General features: G+C 47.1%; 17 protein-coding genes. 11 read left to right on the top strand and 6 right to left on the bottom strand.

Annotated elements, in window-relative coordinates:
- Positions 1-114 precede the first annotated feature (114 nt).
- The 3 genes from JOD82_RS04705 to JOD82_RS04695 form a co-directional block, all read right to left on the bottom strand.
- The gene (locus tag JOD82_RS04705) at positions 115-1,128 is read right to left on the bottom strand and encodes an LCP family protein (RefSeq protein WP_013312376.1); all 1,014 of its coding nucleotides are present in this window, start codon (positions 1,126-1,128) and stop codon (positions 115-117) included.
- Between the two features lie 91 nt (positions 1,129-1,219).
- Positions 1,220-2,122, bottom strand: coding sequence for a cation diffusion facilitator family transporter (locus JOD82_RS04700; RefSeq protein ID WP_029518550.1), 903 nt, complete (start codon positions 2,120-2,122; stop codon positions 1,220-1,222).
- 157 nt (positions 2,123-2,279) lie between these two features.
- Positions 2,280-3,926, bottom strand: coding sequence for a DEAD/DEAH box helicase (locus JOD82_RS04695; protein WP_209947774.1), 1,647 nt, complete (start codon positions 3,924-3,926; stop codon positions 2,280-2,282).
- A 350-nt stretch (positions 3,927-4,276) separates the two neighbouring features.
- Here JOD82_RS04695 and JOD82_RS04690 point away from each other — a divergent pair, with 350 nt between their 5' ends.
- From JOD82_RS04690 to JOD82_RS04660, 7 genes are all read left to right on the top strand, one after another.
- Positions 4,277-4,879 (top strand): hypothetical protein, encoded by a 603-nt coding sequence (locus JOD82_RS04690; RefSeq protein ID WP_245248915.1) that lies wholly within the window; start codon positions 4,277-4,279, stop codon positions 4,877-4,879.
- Positions 4,880-4,918: 39 nt separating this feature from the next.
- The gene (locus JOD82_RS04685) at positions 4,919-5,563 is read left to right on the top strand and encodes an immunity 50 family protein (protein ID WP_069010042.1); all 645 of its coding nucleotides are present in this window, start codon (positions 4,919-4,921) and stop codon (positions 5,561-5,563) included.
- Positions 5,556-5,963, top strand: coding sequence for a hypothetical protein (locus JOD82_RS04680; protein WP_069010043.1), 408 nt, complete (start codon positions 5,556-5,558; stop codon positions 5,961-5,963). The genes JOD82_RS04685 and JOD82_RS04680 overlap by 8 nt, the downstream gene beginning before the upstream one ends.
- A gap of 178 nt (positions 5,964-6,141) precedes the next feature.
- Positions 6,142-6,771, top strand: a complete 630-nt coding sequence (locus JOD82_RS04675) for a hypothetical protein (protein WP_165146079.1) — start codon at positions 6,142-6,144, stop codon at positions 6,769-6,771.
- An 83-nt stretch (positions 6,772-6,854) separates the two neighbouring features.
- Positions 6,855-7,382, top strand: a complete 528-nt coding sequence (locus JOD82_RS04670) for an SMI1/KNR4 family protein (protein WP_029518557.1) — start codon at positions 6,855-6,857, stop codon at positions 7,380-7,382.
- On the top strand, positions 7,366-7,926 hold the full coding sequence (locus tag JOD82_RS04665) for a hypothetical protein (RefSeq protein ID WP_069010045.1): 561 nt from the start codon (positions 7,366-7,368) through the stop codon (positions 7,924-7,926). Before JOD82_RS04670 ends, JOD82_RS04665 begins: the two co-directional genes overlap by 17 nt.
- 2 nt (positions 7,927-7,928) lie before the next feature.
- Positions 7,929-8,372: an immunity 26/phosphotriesterase HocA family protein gene (locus tag JOD82_RS04660; RefSeq protein ID WP_029518559.1), complete on the top strand. Its 444-nt coding sequence runs from the start codon at positions 7,929-7,931 to the stop codon at positions 8,370-8,372.
- Positions 8,373-8,433: 61 nt separating this feature from the next.
- Here JOD82_RS04660 and JOD82_RS04655 read toward each other — a convergent pair whose 3' ends face one another.
- Together JOD82_RS04655 and JOD82_RS29710 are read right to left on the bottom strand one after the other, a co-directional pair.
- The gene (locus tag JOD82_RS04655; RefSeq protein WP_209947771.1) at positions 8,434-8,973 is read right to left on the bottom strand and encodes an SMI1/KNR4 family protein; all 540 of its coding nucleotides are present in this window, start codon (positions 8,971-8,973) and stop codon (positions 8,434-8,436) included.
- A gap of 213 nt (positions 8,974-9,186) precedes the next feature.
- Complete coding sequence (locus JOD82_RS29710; protein WP_223822146.1) at positions 9,187-9,270, bottom strand: putative holin-like toxin; 84 nt, start codon at positions 9,268-9,270, stop codon at positions 9,187-9,189.
- Positions 9,271-9,397: 127 nt separating this feature from the next.
- On the opposite strand from JOD82_RS29710, the gene JOD82_RS04650 reads away from it, so the two are divergent.
- Positions 9,398-10,057: a hypothetical protein gene (locus JOD82_RS04650; RefSeq protein WP_029518561.1), complete on the top strand. Its 660-nt coding sequence runs from the start codon at positions 9,398-9,400 to the stop codon at positions 10,055-10,057.
- A complete protein-coding gene (locus JOD82_RS04645) occupies positions 10,038-10,397 on the top strand; it encodes a DUF7716 domain-containing protein (protein ID WP_176715670.1) in 360 nt (119 codons plus the stop codon). The genes JOD82_RS04650 and JOD82_RS04645 overlap by 20 nt, the downstream gene beginning before the upstream one ends.
- Here the strand turns inward: JOD82_RS04645 and JOD82_RS04640 are convergent.
- Positions 10,387-12,021, bottom strand: a complete 1,635-nt coding sequence (locus tag JOD82_RS04640; RefSeq protein ID WP_209947769.1) for a DUF6138 family protein — start codon at positions 12,019-12,021, stop codon at positions 10,387-10,389. The two genes, JOD82_RS04645 and JOD82_RS04640, sit on opposite strands and share 11 nt — an antisense overlap.
- Before the next feature lie 157 nt (positions 12,022-12,178).
- On the opposite strand from JOD82_RS04640, the gene JOD82_RS04635 reads away from it, so the two are divergent.
- Positions 12,179-12,955 (top strand): SMI1/KNR4 family protein, encoded by a 777-nt coding sequence (locus JOD82_RS04635; protein ID WP_209947767.1) that lies wholly within the window; start codon positions 12,179-12,181, stop codon positions 12,953-12,955.
- A gap of 17 nt (positions 12,956-12,972) precedes the next feature.
- Complete coding sequence (locus JOD82_RS04630) at positions 12,973-14,394, top strand: SMI1/KNR4 family protein (RefSeq protein ID WP_209947765.1); 1,422 nt, start codon at positions 12,973-12,975, stop codon at positions 14,392-14,394.
- The last annotated feature ends 25 nt before the right edge of the window (positions 14,395-14,419 follow it).

The following is a 14,419-nucleotide window of genomic DNA, read 5'->3' as shown; positions in this document are numbered from 1 at the left end:
GTTCTTCATAGATACGATATATTTTTGGAACAAAATATACAAGGTTATACCCAAATAAACACAAAAGCAAACAAAGTTGTACGTCATCGTACGAACTTCGCTTGCTTTCGAGGGTTATGGAGTATCATTTATCGTGGTTGCAGCATCCACCGTCGTGGTCACAGGTTTGTTCTCCTGTTCAAAAAGATTCTGTATGAAGCGCTTGAGCTTTCTTTCGTCTACACCCAATACCTGCGCACCCTTAATGGTTTCCCCGCGCACCAATTCATTCGGCGGGATTTGCTGCTTCGCTACTGTTGTTGCATCGATATTAAAGCCCAATGAAGCCAATTGCAGCATTTCCGTAGTACTCAGATTCGTTTCAATATAAGGAGAAATGCTATTTAAAATACTCGGCAGTTTGATTAGAGATGAGGTTGACTGAATTTTACCGCCAAGCTCAGTAATGAATTTGCGTTGCCGCTCCGTACGCGTAAAATCGGAAGTCGCATCATGACGGAAGCGTACATATTGCAAGGCTGTTTTACCGTCCATGTGCTGCATTCCCTTTTTCAAATCAATATCAAACTGGTGTTTATCCGCCTTGGAGGTATAATGCATATCTTTTTCGACATCCAGGTCAATACCACCCACAGAATCAACCAGCGCAATAAAACCATTGAAATCAGTATATACATAATATTGAATTGGTATGCCCAGCAGGTCGCTCACGGTCTGTCTGGTCAAATCCGGTCCCCCGTAGGAAAAGGCAGCATTCAATCGACTTTGCCCATGACCTGGGATATTGACGTAGGTATCACGAAGAATCGACATCAGTGTAGCCTTTTTCGTAACCGGATCAATAGAAGCAACCATAACGGAGTCAGAACGCCCTGAATCCTCTCCACGGGAGTCGCCGCCTAGCAGCAGAATATTCACTCTTTCTGTCCCATCCCATTCCGGTGGGAGCGATACCTCTACAGGTTGTACATTGGTTTGAGTTTGTGCCTGCGGTTTGAATTTCGAATCCTGTCCGGAAGCAACTGAAATTTGATTCGTAAAATGATATATAGAATACGTATAATATCCGCCCACTAAAAGAACCGCCGCAGTCACAGAAATGCCTAACCATTTTAAAAATTTTCGCATATTTTCGGGTAACCTCGCTTTTATTCATCATCGTTCGGCTTTTAAAAGCATACCCTTCCTGCAAGTTATCTGTCAATTCGCGCCGTCTGTTCTAGTGGTCGTCCGCATACCATGGATTCAAATGGACAAGCACCTCATAAACCCGCGGTTCCCGCTTCATGACAGCCCCCTTAATCAGTCGAATAATATCGTGTCCCTGCTGAATCGTCAAAGAGGCATCCACTGAAGCGCGGATATCCACGATAATATAATGGCCGTGCTCACGGGCACGGATACGGTCAATACGTTGAACCTCGGCTACACTCAGTGCGGCTGCGGCGTAGCTCTCAATTTCCTCCGTTGCAATCGCCTTTTCCATAAGCACATCTATGGATTCACGGCCCATTTCCCACGCCAATTTCAGAACTAGCAATGCCACTACGAATCCCGCAATAGGGTCACCGTAAGATAAGATTGAAATGCCCCAGTGCTCCCCAATCAGCCCCAATCCGATACCCAGTACAGCAGCCCCAGAGGCGTACACATCAGCGAGATGATCTTTTGCCGTTGCAATAAGACCCTGACTATTGGCCGCTCTCCCGATACGAATCGTGTAGATATACAGCCACTGTTTCCAGAGCAAGGAAATAATGGCGGCCACCAATGCCAGTATATGCTCCTGTGGCATCGGTTCGAACAGTGCTGCAATCGAATGATAGCCGATGAATATACCCGCTCCAAACAATATGACCGCCACCACGCTTGCACCGATCACTTCTGCCTTGCCGTGACCATAAGGATGGTCCTCATCCGGCGGCTGGCTAGATATGCGCATCGCCCCCAGTGCCGTTGCAGAGGCAATCACGTCCCCAGCATTATGCACACCATCGGCTACCAGCACCTTGCTGTTGAACATAAGTCCTGTAATAATCTTAATGCCGGTTAATAGGATGTTGCTAATCAGGCTGATCCATGCTGAGACCATGGCGCGCTTGCCCATATCCTGTTCCTGCATGATGTATAACCCCTCCAAATTTATCTTTTGAATTTATCTTATGGCGCTGCTCTTTCAGCGGTATGGATGAAGATTACAATAGCCCCGGAAGATGAGCCTCCCCGGGGCTATTATGATAACCATAGTGGAGCATTCTATGAGAATACTCCTATTTTATCTATCTGGACCGTCCGCGACGGCCTCCTTGTCCTTGACCACCACGCGGGCCGCCTTTGGCTTGTCCACCGCGGCCACCTTGGCCTCCGCGCGCAGAAACACTGCTGCTGCGGTCATACCCACCGCGCTCGCTGCTTTGTCCTGCCGAGCGACCTTGGCCTCCTCGTGCGGAACCGCCGCTGCTGCGGTCATATCCACCGCGCTCGCTGCTTTGCCCTGCCGAGCGACCTTGGCCTCCTCGTGCAGAACCGCCGCTACTACGGTCATACCCGCCACGCTCGCTGCTTTGTCCCGCCGAGCGACCTTGGCCTCCGCGTGCGGAACCGCTGCTGCGGTCATATCCGCTGCGCTCGTTACTGCCGCGGCTAGAGCGACGTTCGCCGCCTGCACTGTCACGACGGCCCGCCTGTTCGCGGCCGCTGCCCCGGCGTCCACCGCCGGAGTCGTTGCCACCGTAGGAACGGCGGTCGTTTCTGCCCGAACGGCGTTCTCGACCCTGCCGATCAGCCGTATCGGAAGCAGGTCTACGCTGTCCGCCGCCCTCACTGCTGGTGAATGTGACACCAGCAACTTTCTGGATGTTCCGAAGCTCTGGAATATCCCTTGGCGTAGCGAGCGTCACAGCCACGCCTTTGCCTCCGGCACGGCCGGTACGCCCGATGCGGTGGATGTAGCTTTCGGCATCCTGCGGCATGTCGTAGTTGAAGACATGCGTGACGCCTTCTACATCCAGGCCGCGTGCAGCTACATCAGTCGCTACGAGCAATTGGAGTTTCGCTTCACGAAACGCCTTCATCACTTGCTCCCGCTTGTTCTGGGACAAATCCCCGTGAAGCTCACCGCTCTGAAAGCCCATTTCTTGCAGCTCTTCGTTCAGTTTGGCAGCCCGGCGCTTCGTACGGCAGAAAATAACAGCCAAGTACGGACGATCCGTATTCAGCATATCCACCAATGCCTGTTGCTTACCCCGGTCTGTTGTTTGCACAACGACCTGACGGATTTGGCTCACCGGAACGGAAGAAGCGGATTTCACTTTGACATCTACAGGTTCGTTCATATATACACGAGCCAGTTTGCGAATACCGGCTGGCATCGTAGCGGAGAACAGCATCGTCTGTCTCCGGTAAGGAACTTCCTGAAGAATCGTCTCCACATCGTTCAAAAAGCCCATGTGTAACATTTGATCGGCTTCATCCAGGACCAGCATTTTAATGCCGCCTAGATCCAGCGTGCCACGTCTCAGGTGATCCAGCAGTCGCCCAGGTGTCCCAATAATCAGTTGTGCGCCACCTTTCAGTTTACGAAGCTGACGCTCCACGTCCTGTCCTCCGTAAACAGCTAGTAGAGATAAACTCGGCTCCGCAGCAGCCAAGCATTTAGCTTCCTCTGTAATCTGGAGTGCCAATTCACGCGTAGGTGCAATCACAAGCGCCTGCGGGTGCCGCTTGTCCAAATTCAGCTTTTGTAAAATCGGCAGTAAAAACGCAAGCGTCTTCCCTGTCCCCGTATGTGCCTCGGCAATCACATCCTGACCTTCCATCAACAGTGGAATGGACTCCTGCTGTACAGGTGTTGGCGCTGAGATGCCCTGCTCTTTCAAGGCTTCTACCCAATGTTGCTCCACACCTAATGCTGTAAAATTCTTCAAGTTGTATTCACTTCCCTTATCTGTATTCAATATGTGTCACGTAAAATAGGTTCATGTGCCATATGACATCTATCGTTCCATAGTTCAGAATTCCCATTTTTGTATCGGTTCTCATTCTCCCCTTTTCAGGAAGGGAGCATATCCGTTATCGTTGAATCTGTTCATGTAACTCAACATACGGCCGCAAGGCGGCTCAGGCCGTTCCATATATGACTTTCCTAGTATACGCGAAGTTGAACTGGTTTCCAAACGATTTTAATGAACAGGACCACAGTCTATATAAAAGGTGAATTCGATCTTCATGTCATATATTATGGTATAAGAATTGGTAATTCATGAATAAAGGATGGATGCTTGTGGTTAACAACTTGCATTATAATTTTATAATGGCCGGTTCCTTGTCGGAGAAGCACACTTTGTTTGCTGGAGAGTGCTTTACTAACCTGTTCGATTGTTTTGAAACGTTCCTGAATATATCAGGAATCCGCAATACCCGTGTGTCTATCTATCAATCCACGAAAGCCAAACACGGTAAGATTCGCTGGGACAAGCAGGAGTTGCTTCGTATTGTAACCAATGATGAATTGACTCCTTTGATGCTGGTTATAGAGGCGCCTAGTATCAAATCGTCCTATAACAAAGGGACGACGCCGGAAGTGTACATTCTTTTGTCCAATGACCCCATGTCCCAATCATCCAATAATTGCGGCATACTCGTTTCGATCCGTCAGGACGTTTATGAACGTATCGACCAAACAATCGTCGAAGACGTTATGATGCAGCTCAGCCAGTGGATAAAGGCAAACAAAATGTTACATAGCTCGCGCAACTTTTATGCTGGCAGTAAAGCACGCGCCATTATGGATATTCTTCCATTTATGCTCGAACAGGATACCCCGGATATGAAGTATGTTTTTCAATCGTGGACTCCGTTCCCTTTACCACACACTTAAACAATCCGTCATACTATTAACCCCAGGAGGCTGCAATTTATGCAAATTCAAGTTCAAAAGGTTGAAAAAAAAGAGAACGAATATCTCATTCATTATCAAGCCGGGGGAGCGTTGCCGTTCGTTCCGCATGATATTGTTCTGATCCATGGCAAACAGTATTTTATAGGCACGATTTTGAAAGTAGAGCCGGAACAGGCCCTTGTCCGTATTAATCCGGAATATGAAGACCAACTGGCAGGGTCCATCGGACTGGAGCTGGCTTTCTCTCCAACTGTTTCTATTCAAGGTGCAGACAGCATTGTCGAAAAGCTTGGCTATTTCCCTCCCTTTCATTATGACCGAATTACAGCTGCTAATATGACGAAAGACCAGATTACGCTGACGATTGAGCTATCCTACGCTAGCGTGCTTGTCCCTAAATCACCGGATCTGGAGCCTTCAACTGAGGCACCTGTAATCCCTGAAGCTCCAGCAAAAGACGTCCCACGCTATGCAGTAACTTTTACATTCCTGGAAACTAAAGAGCATGTATTAAGCCCTGTAGAAACAGAAAATATCATTTTGCAACTTGACTTCCGTTATGAAGAGGCTGATATGGTCGTTGACATCGATGCCTTGTCGGGGCTGTCAGGCAGCTTTCTGTGCAGAGGCATCCGTGCAGAGATTACGGAACTTCATGAATAAACAAGAAGCCCGTGAGCTGTTGCGCTGTCATTCTTTTATCCATGATGATCTGGAGCATCCCAAAATGCGAAGCGGATTTTTAGGGATGCTTCGCCCCTTCCAAGGCGAACTGATCGAGGACAATTTTCATGAACTCATGACTATCATTGAAGTTCTGGCAGATGAGTTGGAGAAACCATCCATAGAACGAGAGTTGATTGCCGCACTGTGGGGGATTTGCCAATATACACGGGCATGGGCGTTGCATCCTGATGGTATGCTGCAGCGAAATCATCTGCTGACCGTAGAGCAGATCAACACCCTCGACGATTGGATTGATACAATCTCCTATGCGGTTATGGTGCTGCTGGAGGGTGGCGGACCGGAAGAAGCTTTATCGAGCTACAGACATGAGAGTTGATCCGCAGTGATACATATATCTTAGTCAAGGGGGCCGCTTTTGCATTGCTTCGCGCACATAAAAGCATGCCTTTCGCACAACATGCTCTGAAACAATTAGTTGAGCATGAAGAATTCGGTGCATCTGCCAAACGGGAGCTTTTCACATAATCGACAACCAAAGGAGAATCACTCTACTTATGCGTGTAAGAATATTTATATTCATATTAATTATCGGAATTATATGTGTGCCTGCGTATTTTATTATGAGCAGCTTTGGATTATTTCAAAATGAAAAGGTGCTTGTACATTACAAGCTTGCCATTGAGGTAAAGGATAAAAAGTATGATGCCTGGCCTTTAATCAGTAGCTATGCCGCTATAGATAAAAGAGGGGACAGTCGTCAGCTCTACTACCAGGCGGAGGGCTCAGGCTTAGAGTATCTGTTTCAGCTAGCCTATGGACAATATGAACTCCGACCCTCCAAGGAAAATCCTTTTCTGGACGGAGGAGTCCACTATACCATGGATCATCCCGAGTATGTGCGTGAGGAAAAGGAGTATGAGAATGCTAACGACTACACGGAATTAACCCATTTTTATAATCAGCAGGAACGGATGATTTATACCTATAATCCCGAAGCCAAGCTCGATAAAACATACGTCCGTTCCATCATCACCGCTGGGATGACTCGCACAACTGGTAATTCAAGCCGTCCGGTTAAGGATGACTATATCAATATCAGTAAGCTGTTTAAGGATAAGCTAGGAGTGAATGTGAAGGTAGATGTGGATGAGGACAACAAAATCGTCACCCTATCGATGACATGATTTCACATACGATGTACCGCTGCGTTGTTTCATTTCCAACAAAGAGATTTATGGTTTACTAGGATCAAGGAGGCTGGTTGTTAATGTCATTCGCAATTGAATCAGGGCTTTTGCCTGCCCAGATCGCAGCATTGGAGGAACAGATACAGCGTATATTGCCCGCTGGCTATAAACGTTTTCTTTCACAATATAACGGATTTTATGTAGCCGCCCCTTTTTATTGCAATGTGCCCTTCGATCGAGTGGATAACGGAGACATTGATTTGACTTGTTTTTTCGGATATGAAGTATCCAACAAAAATCATGACCTTCTAGCGATTAATGATGAATTTCTGGATGAAATCAATCATGTCGAGAGCGCTTTGTTGATTGGTGCAGATGCGGGCGACAATTTTTACGTTCTGACATGTAAGGAATACACCCCGTATGTGTACTACTGGGACCGCACACATCTTCATGCTTATGATGACAAACTGAACTATGATATTGCAGAGCAGGACGAATGCGGACATTTGTATCTGGTGGCAACAGACTTTACAACGTTTTTTAATCAGGTAATTGAACGACTCAACGAGCAGAAAGGAAGGCCTACTGATGACAGAAATACATAATGCTAAGCAGGGACCGGCTTATTTGGAGGGTTGGGTTGTACCCGAAAACCCCGAGGCATGGGTCGAGCAGGAGTGGACAGGTACGCTTCGTTCACAGGCAGGACATACGAAATTCCACATTTTTTATTACGGAGAACTTATGGACGAGCTGATCACTGGTACTGAATTTGCACCCCAACTCATTATTGCAGAAGATGCAGTCACAGGTGAACAGATCGTGATTTTTGACGGAACCCGCCATGGTTACGATGCTCTGCTATGCGAAGTTTATACCAAGGAGCAGCAGAACAATCGCACTCCCCTGCTGCCCTATCTGGACGAAGATGGTGAAGATACTTTCGAGGTAAGCGTAACTGCCTTTTATAATGTGGATTGGGATGACGAGTTTGCAGACGATGTAGATGAGAATGGGCAGTTAGAGCTGATCAATGGCGAACGATGCGATTTTGAAGATGCGAAGCGGAACGGCTATGATGCGATCAGCATTACGATTACCAGCGCTAAAGGTCTAAAAACAGAGATCCTTCAGGAAGAGCTGGCCTGACGATGGTGTTCAAAAGAATCAAACATCAGGAAGGCGATATTTTTGTTATCCCCCTGCATGACGGCCGATTTGCGGTATGTCAGGTGATCTGCGCACTGTATGGTAGATTCAAAAAAGCGTTCTCCTTCGGGGTTCTATCCATAGGCCAGAATCAAGCGTACGGAGGTGAAACGACATATCTTCCGTTTACAAATTATCGCGGCCGATTTGAAGTTATATTCACCGCCACCCAAAATCTGACGAAAGGAGTATGGCCCATTATCGATCATCGCCCTCTTTCCGAGGAACAACAGCAGCTAAAATATTTTAATTGCGCGGGCCATCTATACTGTGGGGATGAATATATACGCAATCTGGAACTGGAAGAATATAATCAATATACGGTAATGGGCGTGGCTGGATATGAGTTGGTACAGCAATATTTAGCCCAATATGATGACCGCTAGGAAGAATAGCAGCACAAATAACCACCTTGAAGTTTGAATGCCAAGGTGGTTATTTGACCTGTTAAAAGGGTTCAAACGTATATGGGAATGATGTACGCTCTGTCCCCAATACCGACTTCACGCGCTCTTCATCCACCAACGCTTCGACGAGGCTATACAAATCCGAGGCTGCATACCGAAAATTGCCCCATGTGCGCAGATTCAAAGCATAGATTGGGAATTCCCCCCGTTCACCAGGCGATTGAATATCCCAGATCAGCAAGTCATCCTCTCCACTGGAAGCGAAAGGGACCGCATGCTCCAAAAGCTCCGGAAAACCATCTGGCTCCAGCGCCGCTTCTTGTAAAACCTCTTCTGATTCCAGTACATCATCAAACCAGGCCCGCCAGTTATGACAACGATGAAGCCATGAATCCGGGTGATCGCCAAGAGGAATATGAATGTTCCATAAGCCGCATAGTCGCCCGTAACCAAGAGTTTTGACATAATCTATATAAGAAGGCGGAAAGCCCATACCATTTTCAAAACGATGCTCTATTAGAAAAGCCTCATCATAGTAAGCCTGGAATTGCGGACGCTGTAGTCCTGTAAAAATGCTCATGCTCGCCCTCTCCTTTCGCGCATCTTTATTCACCTTTTCGCTCTTAGGCACATTGAAAAGGTCTTTTTCAAGTGTTAAAATGGGAATAAGATGTATATTCTAAAAAAGAGTGAAGATGCGTCAACATCCTCACTCTTTGGCAACAGCCGCTTTTAAGGGCGGTGGCTGCAAGTTCACGGTATTCGAAATAGACCGGTTCCTACCACGGGCGGTCTATTTCTTTTTATGGAAGGAAAGAATCAGAATCACCAACGTTGCGAATTGAATCATCAACATTAAGGTGTCTTTAACCTCCACAGGCCTCACCTCCCTCACAGGAGACTAGCCGACCGCCCATCTAAGCCATTCTGTTGTTAAGGAATATTATAACATATGAAATATAAAAAGTACGTTTTTACGATCTTTCCGAAAAGGAGGAACGAACATGGAGCAAAAACGCTTCAAAGATGAATATGGATACAAATATGACTTTAGCGCCGTGATTAGAAGAGGAGAACAGGTAACTGTTCACTGCCCCCGTTGTCAGGGCCAAGCTTTTATTTCCATATCCAAAAAAGACTGTTATTACGTCGTTCGATGTTCTCATTGTTACTACACATATCAGCAGCCCGAATCTTATACATTCTATGCACGCGGCGTATGCAACCATTGCGAACGGTATTTTAATATCGAAATCCATGATGACCGAACGAAACTCCATAAAAATACAAATATAAACTGTCCGCACTGTGAGACACGCAATCAGGTTCCGGTGCATCGTGTGCAATCACGCGAATGGCATACGAACGTGATCCAAAACGGAAAAGACCCTATTTTCCAGCTCCAGCTGTACTTCCTAGATTACTATCGGGGGAAACCTGTCTGGGCTCTTAACCGGATACACCTGAATTACCTGCTCTCCTATATCTCTGCCGAGTTGCGAGAAAAGCCTGCATCCGGTATGATGCGTACGGCTTCCCACTCCATTCCCAGGTACATTAAGGATGCGAAGAATCGCCAGTCCATCTTAAAGATATTACAAAAGCTACAGCATAAGCCAGCGGCTAAGAGAGGAGCCTCCATACATGAGCATACAAACTTTTGACAGCCTTGAAGCACTGGTCCATGCCGTTGACCAAACAGAAATCAATGAATGGGTATTTGCCAATCTGAAACATGTTCAAAGTAATCCGCTCAATTCTACCTATTACATCATTCCCGAGGAAGAATTGTGGGAACTGGAGGATGCCGGTCTCACCGTCACCAATCATCGTGATGAAAGTATACCTGCATCTCTGCCAGACCATCAGGTGCAATCTTGGCTGGAGGTGGCGACTGTACAGGATGTCATTGAAGTGTTACGCCACAGCGGAAGCGAGCCGGATATTGAACGCATTGCGCAAGGACTGCGATATTATCATGAATATGATGCTTTTATGGAATAAGCGTTTCCAGCAGCTCTTTTACCTCAGGGACAGCCTGCTTCAGGCTGTTTTTTAGTTTCTTCGCGCCACCCCATATACGATAAACAAGCACCTCTTGTTCGTAGTTCTCCAGCTTCTTAAGCTCCTCCACCAGTACCTGTGCCTGCTCTACGGTTTCAATTCCGGATGACTTCAGTGGTTTGGCAGACTCGTTGCCTGCCAGTAGAACCCTCGTCCAAACGGGTATCGTGTCCGGTGTCAGTCCGTGTGCGTCAGCAAATACAGCGGCGTAACCGTCCTGTACGGACTGATGTTCACTGTCCACCAGCTTCATATAACGATTCACTAATGGGAAATAGTTCTTTCCTTTTAGGCCCAGTCCCATCACCGCATAGGTTCCCGGCATTGCCGACTTTTCACCGGGCTCTACATCGTTATACCACTTGAACTCTTCCATCACGACCTCAGCATATTCAGCCAGCAACGGATGCAGCGCAGGATATTCAAGTGCATTGGCGAAGAAACGATGCAACGTAGATTTAGCCAACTTGGGTACAGGCAGGTAGTTTTTCACCTTGCTTTTGAACTTCATCCGATATTCCTTGGTAAAGCCCTTTCTTAAAATATCGCATAAATATACGAGTGCTTCTCTATAGCTCTCTTCTTCCTCTGAACGAATCTGAACCTCCAGCGTTTGCAAAATATCATTGGCTTGGCAGATGACTCGCTCACTTGTATATAACGCTGGGATGCTTCCTGATCCGTTCTTTAGCCACTGGGCTGCCTGATCCGAACCCAACTGTGCAGCAATCTCCAAATACTTCTGCCGTGCATCGGCATCGGTCGAGCCCACCCGCATCGCGGTAAGCAGGAACATCTCCATGGCTGGCGCGGGAATTTCCGAAGGGAGAATATCGGGCTTCACTTTATAATCCAGTCCATAGCTTTTTTCCCGATCCGCATACTTCAGCAGAAATTCATCCTCAGCCCAATGCTTTAAGCCACTGCTGAGCTGATACCTCCATGCTTCCTCACGCTTGCGGCTGACCTTCACTTTGGCATCCATTCGATTCAGCAACTCATTCATCCGCTGGGCTTTTACAGGGTACAAATGAGGATCAAGCAAGTGTCTCACTAAGAAGAAATCGTCCTCTTCCTTCGGGATAGCTTTACTGGAGGGGTTGAGCTTCTGCTCTACAAACTGTTGGATAGTGGCTAACAGTTGCTGCCGTTTATCTTCATTTAGGAGTGAGAATGTAAAATGATTGGCCTTATTCTCCAAGACCACTTCCAGATGAAAATCCAGTCGATAACGAAAGAACATGGAGCTGAATTCTTCCGAATTAAATAGCGCCTCTATCTTTTCCTTGAACATAGGCATCCATTCGTCCTGCACCTGCTGCAATGTTACCCCATCTGTAAACCCAGAAATTTCCGCATCCGGTCTACGACGATCCCAATCAAACGGTTCGTGGGTATCCACCCACAGCCCATCCTTCTTACAAGTAACTTTTAAGTATTCATGAATCCCTTCGTGAAGGACGCTTTTGATTTGGAATTCGGCGATGCGCTTTTGCTCAGAAGCGTATGTCTGGTCAATCTCCTCAAAAATTGGACCGATGTAGGCTTGTACCCCTGATGTCATAAGATGTGTTCCTCCTTCGTCCCCTCACAAATTGTAGTTCCTACGGAATTAAGATAGACTAATCTATAACTATTTTATTTCCTGATTATAGCATATCTCTCATTTACTTTTGGACTCTACCCCTATAGATAGAGTGCCGGAAAGCAGGTGTATTCATATGTATTGGGTTTCCACACAACATACGACGGTGGCTGCCGAAGAACTGACAACTTTCGAACATACCTATGGATTAACTTTACCACCTCCCTATGTAGCATTCCTCACCCGCTATGGGCCTGGTACCTTTTGCGGACTGCTGGTGATTGAACCGCCTGATGCTCAACTATTACAATCCTATGCGGATTACGAACTGTGGAGGCATGATGATAACTGTCCGATCACCGTGCAACAGCTAGGCGAGTGCGTGGTCATCGGTAGCTCCATAGATGGGGATTTCCTAGCGGTGCACCCTCAGGTCGAAGGTTTGCTTTGGCTACCGCGACATTCGGAGGTCATTACTAAGAAGCCATTAGATGTTCAGGTTCCATTTACAGATACACTGGAGCATATACTACAGGATGAATTCGGAAGAATAGAGCCATTCCCCCGTTATTTCGAACCTGTCAGTCTGGATAGAGCAGCAACATTTCTACTATTTAATCCACCCGAGACGGCGGAAGCTTGCGGTTCAGCCCATCCGAACGATCAAGCCTTGCAAATAGCTCCAGCATCTATACAGGTATTGGCTCAGCGTTTTAAACAGCATTTTGACTCAAATCTATGGATTGAAAACGAGCATATCTGCATGGCTTTTCTTCAGACTCTAGGCGGATATGTGCGTTTTAACTATGCATATGGACGCGAAGTGGCGATCATTTATAAACCCACAGCGATAGCACTTCGTGATGAAATTCTAGCATTCTTGCAAAAAGAGCATTGCCAGGTTGTAGAGTAAGAGGAGGACAAATACGAATGACAGTACATTTTGAACGAACCTTAGAAAAGCTGGGACAGATCGCCGATCGTCTGAGACAAGGTGGGATGTCTGACGTGGTATACCAATGGTCGAAGGGGATTTCTACAAGTGAACTAACTGAGCTGGAGGAACGGCTGCAGATGCCTTTGCCTGCCTCCCTGTCTGAGTTGATAAAGCGGTGTGGCAGCTTACATTTGCTATGGTGCCTCCCTCAACACTGTATTGTAGCCGATGAACCGGCTTGTTCATATGAAAGCAGTAATGGCCTTGAACAAGAACCGAATATCCTCGACGATATCGCAGGAGAATTTGGCTGGAATCATGAGTATATTGGCTATTTTACATCTTATGGGGAAGATACCGACTCAGCAGCGGACGAGCAACGATATCTGATCCTTAATTATAATGGTGCGGGTGATCCGATACTGCTTGATATGGCGACATCCGCAACAGAGCCAGCGGTGTTCTGTTATGATCATGAGTTGGATCAGTTTACGCTGCTCGCGGAAAATCTACCTGCCTATATAGAAACCATGCTCACCTTGCACGGACTATGGCTGTGGGATTGGTCTAATGTGTCAGACGAGCATGGCATTCAGCTAAACAGTCCACCACTACAACTGTGGCAACGCTGGTTGGACATGTTTTGTACGATGAAGCTGGAGGATGCGCAGTCGTTGGAGACGATGATCCATTACACCACCATGCATGGCGTAGATCATCCTGCTGTGGTGCAGGCTTTTCAAGCCTATGATCCAAAGGATATTTTTCTTGCCTGGGAGCAGCACTGGCAGAACATTCAACATAGCCAGGTTCCATTCTCTACATGGGCCGTTTGGGTAGGGGAGACCGCAGGGGGTGGGGCTGCTGATTGGGTCCGCTCCTTGTGGGAACCGGAAACCGCGCAAGTATGGACATCTTTAGCGCAAAACAATACCCTACATGCTAAGGGTGCATTTGCGTCCACACGCGCCTATCTGAGCGCCCGCTGCCTACCCGGGCAGGAAGGCTTGGTATGTGTTTGCAATCACCTGCTACAGCATTCGGTTGCAGATGGCAAATTAGAAGGATACACCGCTAATGGACAGCTACAGCATTTTCATTCACCGCAGGTCATTAACTGGATACGGGATAAGGTCAATCATCCGGTCGATGGCTGGGCAGTACTTTTCGCCTACTCTTGTCCTACAGCTGAGCAGGTGATTGAATGGCTATCCAGTAGTGAGCTTCATCAGAAGATTGCAACGGAGGGGCTAGATATTATGATTCATCGGGATCTTCTGCCCGCTCTGGAAGCAGACGCTTGGGCCAATATCTCAGATCTGCTTCTTGCTTCTTTGCAGCTCGTGATGCTCAAAAAAGATAAACGTCGTATTGAAGCCGTGCTTAAGCAGCTTTCAGATTTGGAACTTCGTTAATCTTTCGGAAGGGTCGTATGCGGAT

The sequence above is a fragment of the Paenibacillus sp. 1182 genome, assembly GCF_017833915.1.
GTDB lineage: Bacteria > Bacillota > Bacilli > Paenibacillales > Paenibacillaceae > Paenibacillus > Paenibacillus polymyxa_D.
Note: the sequence above shows the minus strand (reverse complement) of the source record. Positions and strands in the feature narration are given on the sequence as shown.

Coding starts and splice junctions, on each gene's coding strand:
- JOD82_RS04700 (WP_029518550.1), bottom strand. CDS start 2,122: ATGCAGGAACAGGATATGGGCAAGCGCGCCATGGTCTCAGCATGGATC.
- JOD82_RS04630 (WP_209947765.1), top strand. CDS start 12,973: ATGACAGTACATTTTGAACGAACCTTAGAAAAGCTGGGACAGATCGCC.
- JOD82_RS04685 (WP_069010042.1), top strand. CDS start 4,919: ATGCAAATTCAAGTTCAAAAGGTTGAAAAAAAAGAGAACGAATATCTC.
- JOD82_RS04670 (WP_029518557.1), top strand. CDS start 6,855: ATGTCATTCGCAATTGAATCAGGGCTTTTGCCTGCCCAGATCGCAGCA.
- JOD82_RS04680 (WP_069010043.1), top strand. CDS start 5,556: ATGAATAAACAAGAAGCCCGTGAGCTGTTGCGCTGTCATTCTTTTATC.
- JOD82_RS04640 (WP_209947769.1), bottom strand. CDS start 12,021: ATGACATCAGGGGTACAAGCCTACATCGGTCCAATTTTTGAGGAGATT.
- JOD82_RS04635 (WP_209947767.1), top strand. CDS start 12,179: ATGTATTGGGTTTCCACACAACATACGACGGTGGCTGCCGAAGAACTG.
- JOD82_RS04675 (WP_165146079.1), top strand. CDS start 6,142: ATGCGTGTAAGAATATTTATATTCATATTAATTATCGGAATTATATGT.
- JOD82_RS04655 (WP_209947771.1), bottom strand. CDS start 8,973: ATGAGCATTTTTACAGGACTACAGCGTCCGCAATTCCAGGCTTACTAT.
- JOD82_RS04645 (WP_176715670.1), top strand. CDS start 10,038: ATGAGCATACAAACTTTTGACAGCCTTGAAGCACTGGTCCATGCCGTT.
- JOD82_RS04690 (WP_245248915.1), top strand. CDS start 4,277: ATGCTTGTGGTTAACAACTTGCATTATAATTTTATAATGGCCGGTTCC.
- JOD82_RS04665 (WP_069010045.1), top strand. CDS start 7,366: ATGACAGAAATACATAATGCTAAGCAGGGACCGGCTTATTTGGAGGGT.
- JOD82_RS04650 (WP_029518561.1), top strand. CDS start 9,398: ATGGAGCAAAAACGCTTCAAAGATGAATATGGATACAAATATGACTTT.
- JOD82_RS04660 (WP_029518559.1), top strand. CDS start 7,929: ATGGTGTTCAAAAGAATCAAACATCAGGAAGGCGATATTTTTGTTATC.
- JOD82_RS04705 (WP_013312376.1), bottom strand. CDS start 1,128: ATGCGAAAATTTTTAAAATGGTTAGGCATTTCTGTGACTGCGGCGGTT.